The organism is Sphingomonas sp. (genome assembly GCF_051962185.1).
Lineage (GTDB): Bacteria > Pseudomonadota > Alphaproteobacteria > Sphingomonadales > Sphingomonadaceae > Sphingomonas.
Map to the genome: position 1 here is coordinate 1 of NZ_JBQCCN010000006.1, position 13,570 is coordinate 13,570.

General features: G+C 67.2%; 10 protein-coding genes. 6 read left to right on the top strand and 4 right to left on the bottom strand.

What is annotated here, in order from left to right; genetic code table 11:
* Both ACTHJR_RS00525 and pbpC read left to right on the top strand, forming a co-directional pair.
* Positions 1-5,458, top strand: a 5,458-nt coding sequence (locus ACTHJR_RS00525; RefSeq protein WP_440521073.1) for an alpha-2-macroglobulin family protein, incomplete at its 5' end; no start/stop codon positions are given.
* A gap of 34 nt (positions 5,459-5,492) precedes the next feature.
* Positions 5,493-7,718, top strand: a complete 2,226-nt coding sequence (gene pbpC / locus ACTHJR_RS00530; protein WP_440521074.1) for a penicillin-binding protein 1C — start codon at positions 5,493-5,495, stop codon at positions 7,716-7,718.
* 8 nt (positions 7,719-7,726) lie between these two features.
* Here pbpC and ACTHJR_RS00535 read toward each other — a convergent pair whose 3' ends face one another.
* Complete coding sequence (locus ACTHJR_RS00535; RefSeq protein WP_440521075.1) at positions 7,727-8,362, bottom strand: YxiG-like protein; 636 nt, start codon at positions 8,360-8,362, stop codon at positions 7,727-7,729.
* A 78-nt stretch (positions 8,363-8,440) separates the two neighbouring features.
* Between ACTHJR_RS00535 and ACTHJR_RS00540 the strand changes: the two genes are divergently transcribed.
* Both ACTHJR_RS00540 and ACTHJR_RS00545 read left to right on the top strand, forming a co-directional pair.
* Positions 8,441-8,887: a GNAT family N-acetyltransferase gene (locus ACTHJR_RS00540; RefSeq protein ID WP_440521076.1), complete on the top strand. Its 447-nt coding sequence runs from the start codon at positions 8,441-8,443 to the stop codon at positions 8,885-8,887.
* Between the two features lie 112 nt (positions 8,888-8,999).
* Positions 9,000-9,887: an AraC family transcriptional regulator gene (locus ACTHJR_RS00545; protein ID WP_440521077.1), complete on the top strand. Its 888-nt coding sequence runs from the start codon at positions 9,000-9,002 to the stop codon at positions 9,885-9,887.
* A gap of 264 nt (positions 9,888-10,151) precedes the next feature.
* Here ACTHJR_RS00545 and ACTHJR_RS00550 read toward each other — a convergent pair whose 3' ends face one another.
* Entirely contained in the window at positions 10,152-10,646 is a 495-nt protein-coding gene (locus ACTHJR_RS00550) for an outer membrane protein assembly factor BamE (RefSeq protein ID WP_440521079.1), read from the bottom strand.
* 127 nt (positions 10,647-10,773) lie between these two features.
* On the opposite strand from ACTHJR_RS00550, the gene ACTHJR_RS00555 reads away from it, so the two are divergent.
* Both ACTHJR_RS00555 and ACTHJR_RS00560 read left to right on the top strand, forming a co-directional pair.
* Positions 10,774-11,277, top strand: coding sequence for a ubiquinol-cytochrome C chaperone family protein (locus tag ACTHJR_RS00555; RefSeq protein WP_440521080.1), 504 nt, complete (start codon positions 10,774-10,776; stop codon positions 11,275-11,277).
* Positions 11,274-11,798 (top strand): YceD family protein, encoded by a 525-nt coding sequence (locus ACTHJR_RS00560; RefSeq protein WP_440521081.1) that lies wholly within the window; start codon positions 11,274-11,276, stop codon positions 11,796-11,798. The genes ACTHJR_RS00555 and ACTHJR_RS00560 overlap by 4 nt, the downstream gene beginning before the upstream one ends.
* Positions 11,799-11,954: 156 nt before the next feature.
* Here ACTHJR_RS00560 and ACTHJR_RS00565 read toward each other — a convergent pair whose 3' ends face one another.
* Both ACTHJR_RS00565 and ACTHJR_RS00570 read right to left on the bottom strand, forming a co-directional pair.
* Positions 11,955-12,491, bottom strand: coding sequence for a SixA phosphatase family protein (locus tag ACTHJR_RS00565; RefSeq protein WP_440521082.1), 537 nt, complete (start codon positions 12,489-12,491; stop codon positions 11,955-11,957).
* Positions 12,488-13,570: helicase C-terminal domain-containing protein (locus ACTHJR_RS00570; RefSeq protein WP_440521083.1), on the bottom strand; the 1,083-nt coding region annotated here is incomplete at its 5' end. The genes ACTHJR_RS00565 and ACTHJR_RS00570, both read right to left, overlap by 4 nt.

Sequence of the window (13,570 nt, forward strand, 5' to 3'; positions counted from 1 at the left end):
TACCGTCGACGCCGGCGGGCCGATGGCGAAGGCGATTCTGCCGGGCGAGGATTCGGACCAGATCGAGGAAGGCCAGGTCTTCCTGGTCGCCGCCAATCTGCCGGCGACGCCGCAATCGGTCGCGGCCAATGCCTATTGCGCAGTCACCGGACTCGGCGAGAAGATCCCGGTCGACGTGCTGCCGGCGGGCACCGCGGGCAAGCTGATCGCCGAGATGGGCACCGACAATAATTACGCGGTGCAGAATTTCCTGGAGAATGGAGGCCTGCCGGCGACGATTCCGGCGAGCGAGGCGGATCGCACCAAGACCTATGAGGGGGTGACCGCGCTGCGCTGCCGCCGGCCGCTGCCGCCGGGGCACGACATGTCGCTGGTCTGGTCGGGCAATATCGCGAGCGCCAGCGGCAAGCTCGCGGGCACCGACCAGCGCTTCGAATTCACCGTGCGCAAGCCGTTCGCCGTGCGTTTCGAATGCAGCCGCACCAATGCCCAGGCCGGGTGCAACCCGGTCGAGAAGGCCTATCTGCGCTTCACCGCGCCGATTCCGATGACGCTCGCCAAGCAGATGAAGATCACCACCGCCGACGGCACGGTGATCGCGCCCGTTTTCGACAAGGACGAGCAGAAATCGGCGACGATCAGCGACATCACCTTCCCCGCGCCGATGCCCTACGCGACCACCGCCAAGGTCTCGATCCCGGCGGACGTCAAGGACGAGAGCGGCCGGCCGCTGACCAATGCCGAGCGGTTCCCGCTCGACATCCGCATCGACCAGGCGCCGCCCCTGGTGAAGTTCGCCGCCGGCTTCGGCATCCTCGAGGCCAAGGAAGGCGGCGTGCTGCCGGTGACGGTGCGCAACGTCGAGCCGTCGCTGCAGGGCCAGAATTTGAGCATCGGCGGCCAGTCGCTGCGCGTCGAAGGCTCGGACGGCAAGATCGCGCAATGGCTGCGCACCGTGAACTCCGCCGACGAGACCGATATCGAGGATATTAAGAAAGGCGACGAGGTCGTCGGCCATATCCAGAATACCGGCGCGACGCCGATCCTGACCGGCGAGGATGCCGGCGCCTCGATGAAGATCGGCCTGCCCGGCAAGGGCAAGGATTTCGAAGTGGTCGGCATCCCGCTGACCAAGCCCGGATTCTATGTCGTCGAGCTGGCCAGCCCGGTGCTGGGACAGGCGTTGCTCGGTCGCAAGGCGCCGCGCTACGTGGCGACCGCCGCCCTGGTCACCAATATGGCGGTCCATTTCAAATGGGGGCGCGAGAAGAGCCTCGCCTGGGTGACTCATCTCGACAGCGGGCTGCCGGTCGCCAATGCCGCGGTCGCGGTGACCGACAGCTGCACCGGGGAATTGCTCGCCAACGGCACCACCGATCGCTCGGGCGCGGTGTTCATTCCGGCGGGCCTGCCCGAGCCCGCGACCTATGGCGGGTGCGAGAACGATTATCAGCAGCATCCGCTGATGATCTCGGCACGCGCCGCCGACGATTTCAGCTTCACCCTGACCGATTGGGGCGAAGGCATCCGCCCCTATGATTTCGACCTGCCTTATGGCTATTCCAAGACCGACAACATCCTGCACACTGTGTTCGACCGTGCTCTGGTCCGCCAGGGCGAGACGGTGCACATGAAGCACATCCTGCGCCAGCCCAACGGCACCGGCTTCGCACTGGCGCCGGGCTTTTCGGGCACGCTGCGCCTGTCGCATCGCGGTTCGGATACCAATTTCGACTTGCCGCTGACGATCGACGCCAATGGCATCGGCGAGAGCGAATGGACCGCGCCGCAAGGCGCGCCGATGGGTGATTACGATATTTCGGTGATCGACGGCGACAAGACCCTGTCGACCGGCCAGTCGTTCAAGGTCGACGAATACAAGCTGCCGACCATGCGCGCGACCGTGACCGGGCCCAAGGAAGCCGCGATCCGGCCCAAGTCGCTGCCGCTCGACCTGTTCGTCGGCTATCTCGCGGGCGGCGGCGCCTCCAACCTGCCGGTCGAGATGCGCGTCGGCTATTTCGGCCGCTCGGCGACTCCCGATGGTTACGACACCTATACGTTCGGTGGCACCGACGTGAAGGAAGGAACCAAGCCGCTCAACGGCGACGGCGAGGAAGAGGAGATCCCGCTGCCGCCGACGCAGACGCTACCGGCGACGCTCGGCGGCGACGGGACGACGCGCACATCGGTCGATGTGCCGCAGCTCGACTCCGCGACCGACATGCTGGTCGAGATGGATTATCAGGACGCCAATGGCGAAGTGCTGACCGCGTCCAAGCGAATCCCGATTTACCCGTCCGCGGTGCAATTGGGGGTCAAAACCGACGGCTGGCTGATGAAGCAGGACGATCTCAGGCTGAGCTTCGTCGCGCTCGACACCGACAACAAGCCCAAGAAGGGCCAGGCGATCAACGTCGCGCTCTACAGCCGCCAGATATTGACGGCGCGGCGACGGCTGATCGGCGGCTTCTACGCCTATGACAACCAGATGAAGACGACCAAGCTGGCGGGATCGTGCAGCGCGACGACCGACGAGCTCGGCCTTGCCAAATGCACGATCGATCCCGGCGTGTCGGGCGAAGTCTATATCGTCGCGACCACGCGCGATGCCGACGGCAATGTCTCGCGCGCGGTGCGCTCGGTGTGGCTGGCGGGCGACGACGATTGGTGGTTCGGCGGCGACAATGGCGACCGCATGGACGTCGTGCCCGAGAAACTGACCTACAAGGCGGGCGAGACCGCGCGTTTCCAGGTCCGCATGCCGTTCCGCGAGGCCGAGGCCTTGGTCACCGTCGAGCGCGAAGGCGTGCTGTCGAGTTTCGTGACCAAGCTGTCGGGCGCCAACCCGGTGGTCGAGGTCAAGATGCCGGGCAGCTACGCGCCCGACGTGTTCGTCTCGGTCATGGCGGTGCGCGGTCGCGCCCAGCCCGGCGTGTGGAGCTGGCTCCAGGGTATCGGCAGGGCCCTGGGCTTCTCCAGCGCGCCGAGCGAGGCACAGGAACCGACCGCCTTGGTCGATCTCGCCAAGCCGAGCTATCGCCTCGGCATCGCCAAGGTGAAGGTCGGCTGGGAAGCGCACCAGCTCGGCGTCACGGTCAAGGCCAACAAGGAACGCTATGCCGCGCGCGACACCGCGACGGTCGACGTTTCCGTGCGGGACCCTGACGGCAAGCCGGCCAAGACCGCCGATGTCGCCTTCGCCGCGGTCGACCAGGCGCTACTCCAGCTCGCGCCCAACGACAGCTGGAACGTGCTCGACGCGATGATGGGCGATCGGCCGCTGTCGGTGCTGACCTCGACCGCGCAGACCCAGGTCGTCGGCAAGCGCCATTACGGCCGCAAGGCGGTCGAGGCCGGCGGCGGCGGCGGTGCCGACATGTCGGGGCTCAATCGCGAGAATTTCCAGCCGGTCTTGCTGTGGCAGGGCCATGTCGCGCTCGACGGCAATGGCCATGCCCAGGTGCCGGTCCAGCTCAACGACGCCTTGTCGAGCTTCAAACTGGTCGCGATCGCCACCGACGGCGCGCAATTGTTCGGCACCGGCAGCACCGACATCCGCACCGCGCAGGATCTGTCGGTCTATGCCGGCCTGCCCAGCCTGGTCCGGACCGGGGACCAATATGCGGCGGGCTTCACGCTCAGGAACGGCTCCGACAAGCCGATGACGGTCACCGCCGACGTCCAGCTTCAGCCGCAAATCGCCAAAGGCCATCCGATCACGGTGACCATCCCGGCGGGCGGCGCCGCGCCGATCGCCTGGAACCTGACCGCGCCGGCGCAGGGCGGGCAGCTCAAATGGACGGTCAGCGCCAAGTCGTCCGACGGCAAGGCGGTCGACAAATTGACGACGGTGCAGGACGTCGTGCCGGCCGTGCCGACCGAAGTATGGGCGGCGACGCTCGCGCGGGTCGGGCCCAACACCTCGATTCCGATCACTCCGCCCAGGGGCGCGATCCCCGGTTATGGCGTGGTCGACATCAAGCTCGACGACACGCTGGAGCCGCCGCTCGAGGGCGTGCGCCGCTTCATGTCGCTTTATCCTTATGATTGCTTCGAGCAGCGACTGAGTCGGATCGTCGCACTCGGCGACACCGATAGCTGGACGCAATTGGCGGGCGAGATTCCGGCCTATCAGGCCGACGACGGCTTGCTGCGTTATTGGCCGGAGGCATCGCTCAAGGGCTCCGAATCGCTGACCGCCTATGTCCTCGAACTGACCAGCGACGCCGGCTTGCCGATCCCCGAGGCGGCCAAGACCAAGATGGTCGAGGGCATGAAGGCGGTGCTCGACGGGCGCCTGCGGCACGAGGATTATGGCGACGTTCGCCTGCAGCGGCTGAACGCGTTCAACGCGCTCGCCCGCGCCGGCGCGGCGACGCCGGCGATGCTCGGCGCGGTCGGCATCACGCCGCATGAAATGCCGACCTCGCAGCTCGCCGATTATCTCGTCGCGCTCGACAAGGTGCCGGGGCTCGCCAATGCCAATGCACTGCGCGGCGTCGCCGAGAGCGAGTTGCGCACGCGATTGGTCTATGAAGGCACCCGGCTCGATCTGTCGGATCAGTCGAATGCGCCGTGGTGGCTGATGTCCTCGGGCGACGAAGGCGCGATCAAGGCGGTGATCGCGACGCTCGGCCGAGCCGGGTGGAACGACGATGCGCCCAAGATGATGGTCGGCGTATCGCTGCGCCAGCAGCGCGGGCGCTGGGACACCACTACCGCCAATGCCTGGGGCACGATCGCCGCCAAGAAGTTCGGTGGGCTCTATCCGGCCAGCGCAATCATGGGCACGACCAGCCTGAGCTTCGGGCAGCAATCGGTGCTGAAGTCCTGGCCGCTCGCCGCCGACGCGCGCAAGGCGAGCTTCGCGTTGCCGTCGACCCAGACGCCGTTGTTCCTGCGGCAGTCGGCCGGAGCGGGGCCTTGGGCGACGGTTCAGGTCTCGGCCGCGGTGCCGCTGACCCAGCCGTTGTTCGCCGGCTACAAGGTGTCGAAGAAGATCGAGCCGGTCAGCCAGCGAGTGAAGGGCCAATATACCCGCGGCGACGTGCTCAAGGTGACGTTGGTGGTGGAAGCGACCGCCGAGCGCAACTGGGTGGTGGTCAACGACCCGATTCCGGCCGGCGCGACCCTGGTCAGCGATCTCGGCGGGCAGTCGGAAATCCTGAAGGGCCAGGAAGTGGCCGGCGGCGGCACGCGCTTCAATGCGCAGGACAGCCAGGGCAAATGGTGGGACGTCCAGGCCGGGGTATCGCCCGCTTATGTCGAGCGCCGGGGCGATTCGTGGCGCGGCTTCTTCGACTGGGTCCCGCGCGGCAGCTTCACCGTGGTCTATCTGATGCGGCTGAACGGCGCCGGCACCTTCAGCATGCCGTCGACCCGGGTCGAGGCGATGTATTCGCCCTCGATCAACGCCCAATTGCCCAATGCGTCGATGACCATCGTGCAGAACTAGGGCGGGCGGTGATGTGGCGCGCGGGCGCGGGACGATGAGCGGATGGCGCGACCGCGCGCTTGCGGTCTGGACATGGGCGCGGGGCGTCGAAGGCGAAGTCGATGATCGCATCGCGGCGATCGGCGGTTGGCTGGTCGAGCATCGCCCGCGCACCCGCGCGCACTGGACGATCGCGGCGCTTTGCCTGCTCGTCGCGGTCGGCGCGGTGCTCGACTATCTGACGCTGCCGCCGCCGATCCCGAGCTACCAGGCGGTGCGCGCCAATTGGAAATCGTCGGAAGCGTGGCTGTACGATCGACACGGCGTGCTGATCGATTCGTCGCGAGTCGATTTCGACCGGCGGCGGCTCGGCTGGACCACGCTCGACAAAGTCGCCGACACGACCAGGCAGGTATTGGTCGCCGCCGAGGACCATCGCTTCTACAGCCATGGCGGCGTCGACTGGCTGGCGACGATGGGGGCGCTGCGCGACCGGCTCCAGGGCCGCAAGTCGCGCGGCGCCTCCACCTTGAGCATGCAGCTCGCCGACTTCCTGTCGCCCGACCTAGCGCGACCCGGCGCGCGCGGCTGGCTCGACAAGATCCGCCAGATGCGCGCGGGGCTGGCGATCGAGAATGGCTGGAGCAAGGACCAGATCCTCGAAGGCTATGTGAATATGGCGGGCTTTCGCGGCGAGGCGCAGGGGATCGGCGCCGCCGCCCTGGGCTTGTTCGGCAAGACGCCCGACGCGCTCAGCCGCGACGACGCGCTGATGCTCGCCGCGTTGCTGCCCGATCCCCAGGCCAACGCCGTGACGGTCGCGCGCCGCGCCTGCCGCCTGAGCCACGACCAGGATTGCGCGCGGTTCGAGGGCGAGGCCTATTCGATGCTCGGCCCCGCGCGCAGCCTGGCGCTCGACCCCGGGCTCGCGCCGCACCTCGCCGCCAAGCTGCTGACCAAGCCGGGGTTGAAGGTCACCACCACGCTCGACGCCGATATCCAGAAGATTGCGATCGAAGCGCTCAAGCGCCAATTGCAGGGGCTGGGCAGCAGCCGTGCGCGCGACGGCGCGGTGGTGGTGCTCGACAATGCCAGCGGCGACGTGCTCGCTTATGTCGGCGGGATCGGCGGCAATTCGACCGCACCGGCGGTCGACGGCGCGGGATCGTATCGCCAGGCGGGATCGACGCTCAAGCCGTTCCTCTACGCGGAAGCGATCGAGAAGGGCTATCTGACCCCGGCCTCGATCCTCGACGATTCCCCGGTCCAGCTCGACACCGCCTCGGGCCTCTACGTCCCGCAGAATTACGACAAAGGGTTCAAGGGCCCAGTCTCGGCGCGCTCGGCGCTGGCGGGATCGCTCAACGTACCCGCGGTCAGGACCCTGCTGCTGGTCGGTGTCGATAGCTTTCGCGATCGGCTGCGGGATAGCGGCTATCGCGGGCTGGTCGAGGACGGCGATTATTACGGCTATTCGCTGGCGCTGGGCTCGGCCGAGGTGACGCTGCTCGAACAGGCCGACGCCTATCGCAGCCTGGCCAATGGCGGTCGCTGGGCGCCGGTCCGATTGACCAAGGACGACCCGCACCCGGCCGCCAAACCGATCACCACGCCCCAGGCCGCGTGGATCGTCGCCGACATGATGGCCGATCCCAACGCGCGCGCGGTCACTTTCGGGCTCGATTCCTCGTTGCGCGTGCCGTTCTGGGCGGCGGTCAAGACCGGCACGTCCAAGGCGATGCGCGACAATTGGTGCGTCGGTTTCTCCGACCGCTACACCGTCGCGGTATGGGTCGGAAACATGGAAGGCGACCCGATGCGCGTGGTGTCGGGGATCAGCGGCGCGGCGCCGGTGTGGCGCGACGTGATGATGGCGCTCCACGCCGATCGTCCTGGCAAGGAATCGCCGATGCCGGCGGGTGTGGAAGCGCGCGCGATCCGCTTCGCCGACAATATCGAACAGCCGCGCCGCGAATATTTCCTCGCCGGCACCGGCATGAACGTCATTGCCGAGGCTCCCGACACGGCGCGCCCTCCGCGTATCACCAATCCCGTCTCGGGCAGCGTCTATGCGCTCGACCCCGATATCCCGATCGACCGCCAGCGGCTCGCGGTCGCGGTGTCGGGCGATGCGGTGACCCATCGGCTGGTGCTCGACAAACGCGACCTCGGCGATGCCAGCACCTCCCCGCTGATCCTGCCTGGGCCGGGGCGGCACCGGTTGGCGCTGCTCGATTTGTCGGGGAAAGTGGTCGACCAGGTGGTCTTCACGATGCGGTGAGCGACGACCTAGCCCAGGGGAATGGTCACTTGGCTTATCGTCGGCGTCTCGTCGTTCAACTTGGCGAGTGACACGTCGTGAAATACCAGAGTCAGTTTGAAGCGGTCGGTTTCGATGGACGCCGAATGCATCTTGCGATTCAGCTTATTCGACCACGACGCGGCTTTGTCGTTATCTTCCGGTACCGCAAATCCGGGATAGGCGTTCGACCAGTTGGTTCCGAATACATAGCCGTCAGGGTGGCCGGCAGCCTCCCACCGTTCGTATTCGATAAAATCGTCGGACCAGGATTTGGTCCAAATCATCGGCTGGAGTGCCGACGTGTACTCGAGGTCGACGACGTGCGTGAAAGTTAAGCGATAGGTCCCGGGACTCGACCTCAAACAATCTTCGATGATGAATTCGTAGTCGCGGCCGTGCTCCGCGAGGCCGTGGCTCATCACGCCGAAATCCATCGTTGAGAGGCCTGCATCAAACAGAGCGATCAAAGGGTGCATGGCGAATTTATGCAGGAGCACAGACGTTTCGACAATCGCGACTGAAGGCCCTCGCGCCGCCCAAGCGGACCTCGGGCCGGTTTGAAATGAACTGATGCGCCTCTTGTCGGACGCGTGCTTGATGTTGCCGACCGCATTGGCGGACATGGTCGATCGGGTGGCGTTCACGATGCGGTGATGCCGGGAGCGATTGCGGGGCGGCTCTTCGACGTGCGAACTACCGACATGACCTTCCGTATCGACCGCGCCGCGATCGCCGACATCCCGGCTATGCACGCAATTCGATTGGCGGTGCGAGAGAACAGGCTGACCAACCCCGCGCTCGTCACCGAGCAATCCTACGTCCGCTATATCGAGGACGGCTCGACCTGGGTCGCGCTGCGACCGGACCGTATCCTTGTCGGCTTTGCCGCCTTGGACCGCAGCGATGCGAGCGTCTGGGCTCTGTTCGTCCATCCCGACGAGGAAGGCGCCGGGATCGGCATGGCGTTGCACGACGTCTTGCTGGACGAGGCGCGGCGGCTGGGGATCGGCGTCCTTCGGCTGGTGACGGCGCCGGGCACCCGCGCCGAGCGATTCTACCGGCGTGCCGGCTGGGCGATGATAGGGAGATCCGAATCGGGAGAAGTCCGGTTGCGGAGATCGGTCATCTCGGCACGGCTCGGCGCGTAGCGATCTCGCCCAAGGGAGAAGACGCCGGCGGCGTCCATGCATCCCGAACCGCAAGATCGGTCGAGCGCGCGATGCTGCCCGGCGACTAATTGGGCCCGCCACGGAGGAACCAATGATGAAGGCGGCGCTCGAAAACTATCAGGCGCGAATGCGGCGGGTGCTGGATCATATCGACCGGCATCTCGACGGCGATCTCGACCTGGAAACGGTGAGCCGGGTCGCCGCCTTCTCCAAATTCCACTTTCACCGGCAATTCACGGCGACCTTCGGGCTGTCGCTGCATCGCTATGTCCAGCTTGCGCGCATGAAGCGTGCGTCGCACCGGCTGGCCGCGGATGACGCCCAAAGCGTCACCGACATAGCGATGGATGCTGGTTATGACGCCCCGGATGCCTTCGCCCGCGCCTTTCGGCGCCGGTTCGGGCAGTCGCCGTCGTCGTTCCGCAAGGCGCCCGATTGGGTGCCGTGGCTGTCGGCCCTCGGGCCGCTCGACAACGCGAGGAGCAAGATCATGCAGATTATCTATAGCGAAGAAGACGTCATCGTCCGGGACATGCCGCCGACCCCAGTGGCGATCATGGAGCATCGCGGCGACCCCGCGACGCTCGGCGTCACCATCGAACGGTTCATCGCCTGGCGAAAGGCGGCCGGTCTGTCGCCCGAGACCAGCGCGACGTTCAACATCTTCCGGTCCGAGCGCCGTCCGGCGAACCCGGCCGACTACAGCATGGACCTGTGCGTCGGGACCGATCGGCCGATCGCGGCCGATGACGAGGAGATGAAGGCGGGGGTGATCCCGGGCGGGCGCTGCGCGGTGCTGCGGGTCGCCCAGAATACCAACAATCTCGAGCCCGCCGCGCTCTATCTCTATCGCGACTGGCTTCCCGCCAGCGGCGAGGAAGCGCGCGACTTCCCGATCTATTGCCGGCGACACCTCTCCTTGTTCCCGGACGTGCCGGTGCACGACGTGGTGGTCGAGCTGTTCCTGCCGCTGACATAGCGCGCTGGGGCGACCATGAAAAACGGGGCGTCCGGGCGGGCATTGAAATCGCCCGGACGCCCCGCCTTCTACCGGGAGCTGCCAGTAGAAGCGGTTGATCGGCGGCGCGTCGTCATCGCGACGCGCCAGCGCTGGTTCGAATGAAGCTATAGTATCGCCAGACTGAACCAGCCGCGAACGCGCCTGTCAGGTTAGAGCAAGGGTAGCGCCTCTCAGTCCCTCCCCTGAAGGGGAGGGGCTTAGCGTGTACCCTCCGAATTGCCCTTACGGCTGGCTGTCGTCACCGCCGCCGCCGGTACCGGCGCCCGCCGCGCCGACCGAGCCGATATTGCCGAACAATTCCTCGAAGAAGCTGCGCTTGCGGCCCAGCGTCGGGGTGACCTTGCCGTACGGCCTGATCGACGAGACCTGGTCGAGCCCGGTGCGGGTGATGTTCGACACCACGCCCTGCTGGTCGAAGGCGATCTTCAGCGTCAGCTGCGACTTGGCGCGCGGGTTGAGATAGGCGAGATTGCGGCTGTCGCGGGCGATATAATACCACTCGCCGCCATTGAATTGGCTGGCGAAGCTCGGCTTGCCCAGCGTCTGGAGCACCGACGTGCGGTTGTCGACGCCCGGCTGGACCGAATTCACCAGATCGGCGTCGATGATATAGCCCTGGTGCGAGCGGAGCGCGGTGCAGCCGCCGGCCAGCCCCAGCACCGCGATCGCCGCGGTCAGGCCGCCGAACCGACCAACCATCCGGACTGCCTTCACCATTCCATACTCTCCGTGCGCCGACGCCAATCACCCGGCGCATTTGCATCGCGCGCCGATCGCCTCAATATGCGGGCGGGACGGACGGCACAAGGCCGCCACCCGCAAAGGAGCCGTGAAGGCAGAATTGATGGGTCTTTTCGACAGGTTCAGGGCGAAACGTGACGAAACCGCGCCGCTCTACGCGGCAGTGGTGGCGCGCGCGCGCCAGCCGCACTGGTTCTTGGACGGCGCCGTCGCCGATACCGTCGACGGGCGGTTCGACATGATCGCCGCGGTATTGGCGATGGTCATGCTGCGGCTGGAATCGGATCCCGCCGGGGTTGCGACTGCGACGCATCTGTCGGAAGCGTTCGTCGACGACATGGACCCGCAATTGCGCGAGATCGGGATCGGCGACCTGTTGGTCGGCAAGCATGTCGGGCGGATGATGGGCATGCTCGGCGGCAGGCTCGGCGCCTATCGCGAGGGGCTGGCGGCGGGCGACCTCAAGCCCGCGCTGACCCGTAACCTCTATCGCGGCGAGGCACCCGCGCCCGAGGCGCTGGCGCACGTCGAGCGCGAACTGACCGCGTTCCGCACGAGCCTCGACGGCATCACGCTCGACCGGTTGATCGCGGGCGACGTGGCGTGACCCGCCCCGAATTCTCGCGCCCGCAACGAATCGACACGATCGGCGGCGAACCCCGCGCGGTCGACATCGAGGCCGACGAGACCGAGCGCGCGGCACTGGCGAAGAGATTCGAGCTGGTCGGCATCGATCGTCTGACCGGGCGATTCACCCTGCGCCGCGACGCCGCGGGCATCGTGGTCGAGGGCCGGGTCGAGGCGGCGCTGTCCCAAGCCTGCAGCATCACCGGCGATGCGCTGCCTGCGAGTGTCGACGAATCGGTCGCCCTGCGGTTCGTGCCCGAGGATCAGGCCGGCCAGGACGAGATCGAACTCGGCGACCAGGATATCGACGTGATTCCCTATGACGGGGGGGCGATCGACCTGGGCGAAGTCGCGGCGGAAACCATGACGCTGGCGCTCGATCCCTTCCCGCGCGGCCCGAATGCCGAAGCGGTGCTGAAGGAAGCCGGCGTGCTGAGCGAAGAAGAGGCGGGGCCATTCGGCGCGCTGGCGGCGCTCAAGGACAAGCTTGGCAAGCGATAGACGAGGCCGGCTGTCGCCGACGAAAATCTCCACCCCGGCGAAGGCCGGGGCCCAGTCGCCGCGCATTGGTGATGGCGGGATGCCAGCTCGGCATCCTCGAAACTGGGCCCCGGCCGGCCTTCGCCGAGGGTGGTACGATGACGGCATAGCCGGCAGCTAGTCGGCGCTCGGTCCCAGCGCAGGATCGAGGTCGCGTGGGCGGACGAAGGTCGTGAGCGTGCATTTGCCCGGCGCCACCGCCGCCCAATCGTCGCCGTCGCAGCTCATCACTGCCAGGCTGGCGGTGGGGAATTTGATCTCGACCTGGTCGCGTCTGGCGTCGCCGTCAGGAACTAGCCACAGGACCAGGTCCTCGAGCCCGGGATTGTGCCCGGAGAGCAGCAGGCTGTCGGCGCTCGCCGGCGCTTCGTGGACCAGTTCGAGCAACGTCGCCGCCGACGCGAGATAGGCGCGACGGTCCCAGTCGGGATCGATGCGACGTCCATAGCCTTCGGAGACTTGTTCGAGCGTCTCGACCACGCGCGCGGCGGGCGAAGCGACGGCATGATCCCAGCTGACGCCGATCGCGCGCATGTGGTTGCCGATCGTCCGCGCGGCACGCTCGCCCTTGGGATTGAGGCGGCGGTCGAAATCGCGCGCGCCATGATCGTCCCAGCTCGATTTGGCATGCCGGAGCAGGATGAGCGTCTTCATGGCGCCTTCTGGTTGAGCAGATCGTCGACTGCCCCTTGCCCTACCTGTGCGACAGAAGAAAGACGCGATCGTACCCGCGCCACCGCCTCGTCAAGCGGCACGCGCGATATCGGCACGCCGGCGGGGAAAGCCGACAGCAGCCGGCTCGGCATCGCCGCCGACAGGAGGACGAAGGCGCCGCGATCGTCGGCGCGGCGGATCAGACGTCCGAATGCCTGGGCGAGCTTGGCGCGGACCAGCCGGTCGTCATAGGCCGATCCGCCGCCCGCCAGCCGCCGCGCGGCGTGGAGGACGGTCGGCTTGGCCCAGGGCACGCCTTCCAGGACGACCTGGCGCAGCGATTCGCCGGGGACATCGACACCGTCGCGCAAGGCATCGGTACCGATCAGCGAGGCGCGGCGGTCGTCGCGGAACATGTCTACCAGGGTGCCGGGATCGATCGGATCGACATGCTGGGCGTAGAGCGGCAGCCCGTCGCGCGCGAGGCGATCGGCGATCCGGGCATGGACGCCGCGCAGACGGCGGATCGCGGTGAACAGACCGAGCGTGCCGCCGTCCGCTGCGGCGATCAACCGAGCATAGGCATTGGCCAGCGCCGCGAGGTCGCCACGCTTGACGTCGGTGACGATCAGCACTTCGGCCTGGCTGGCATAATCGAACGGGCTCTGCGCCTCGAACAGGCCGGCGCCGCGGTCGAGATGCGGCACCCCGGCGCGCGCCTCGGCAGTGGTCCAATCGGGATCGCCCGCCTTGAGCGTCGCCGAGGTGACGAGCACGCCATGCGCGGGCTTGAGCACCGTCGTCGCCAGCGGCCGGGTCGGGTCGAGCCAGCGGCGGTGGAGGCCGATATCGATCTCGCGCCCCTCGATCCGGTCGACCGCGAGCCAGTCGACGAAATCGGGATCGGCCGGCCCGCCGATCCGCGCGAGCAGCCCGATCCACGCGCCGACCGTCTCGGTGCGCCAGCCGAGCGAGGCGATCGCGCCCTCGACCCGCGCCCGCGCCTGGCCGTCGAGCCAGTCGGGCCCTTCGGCCAGCACCGCCTCGAGCCGCTGGCCGAGCGTCATCAGCGGGCGAAG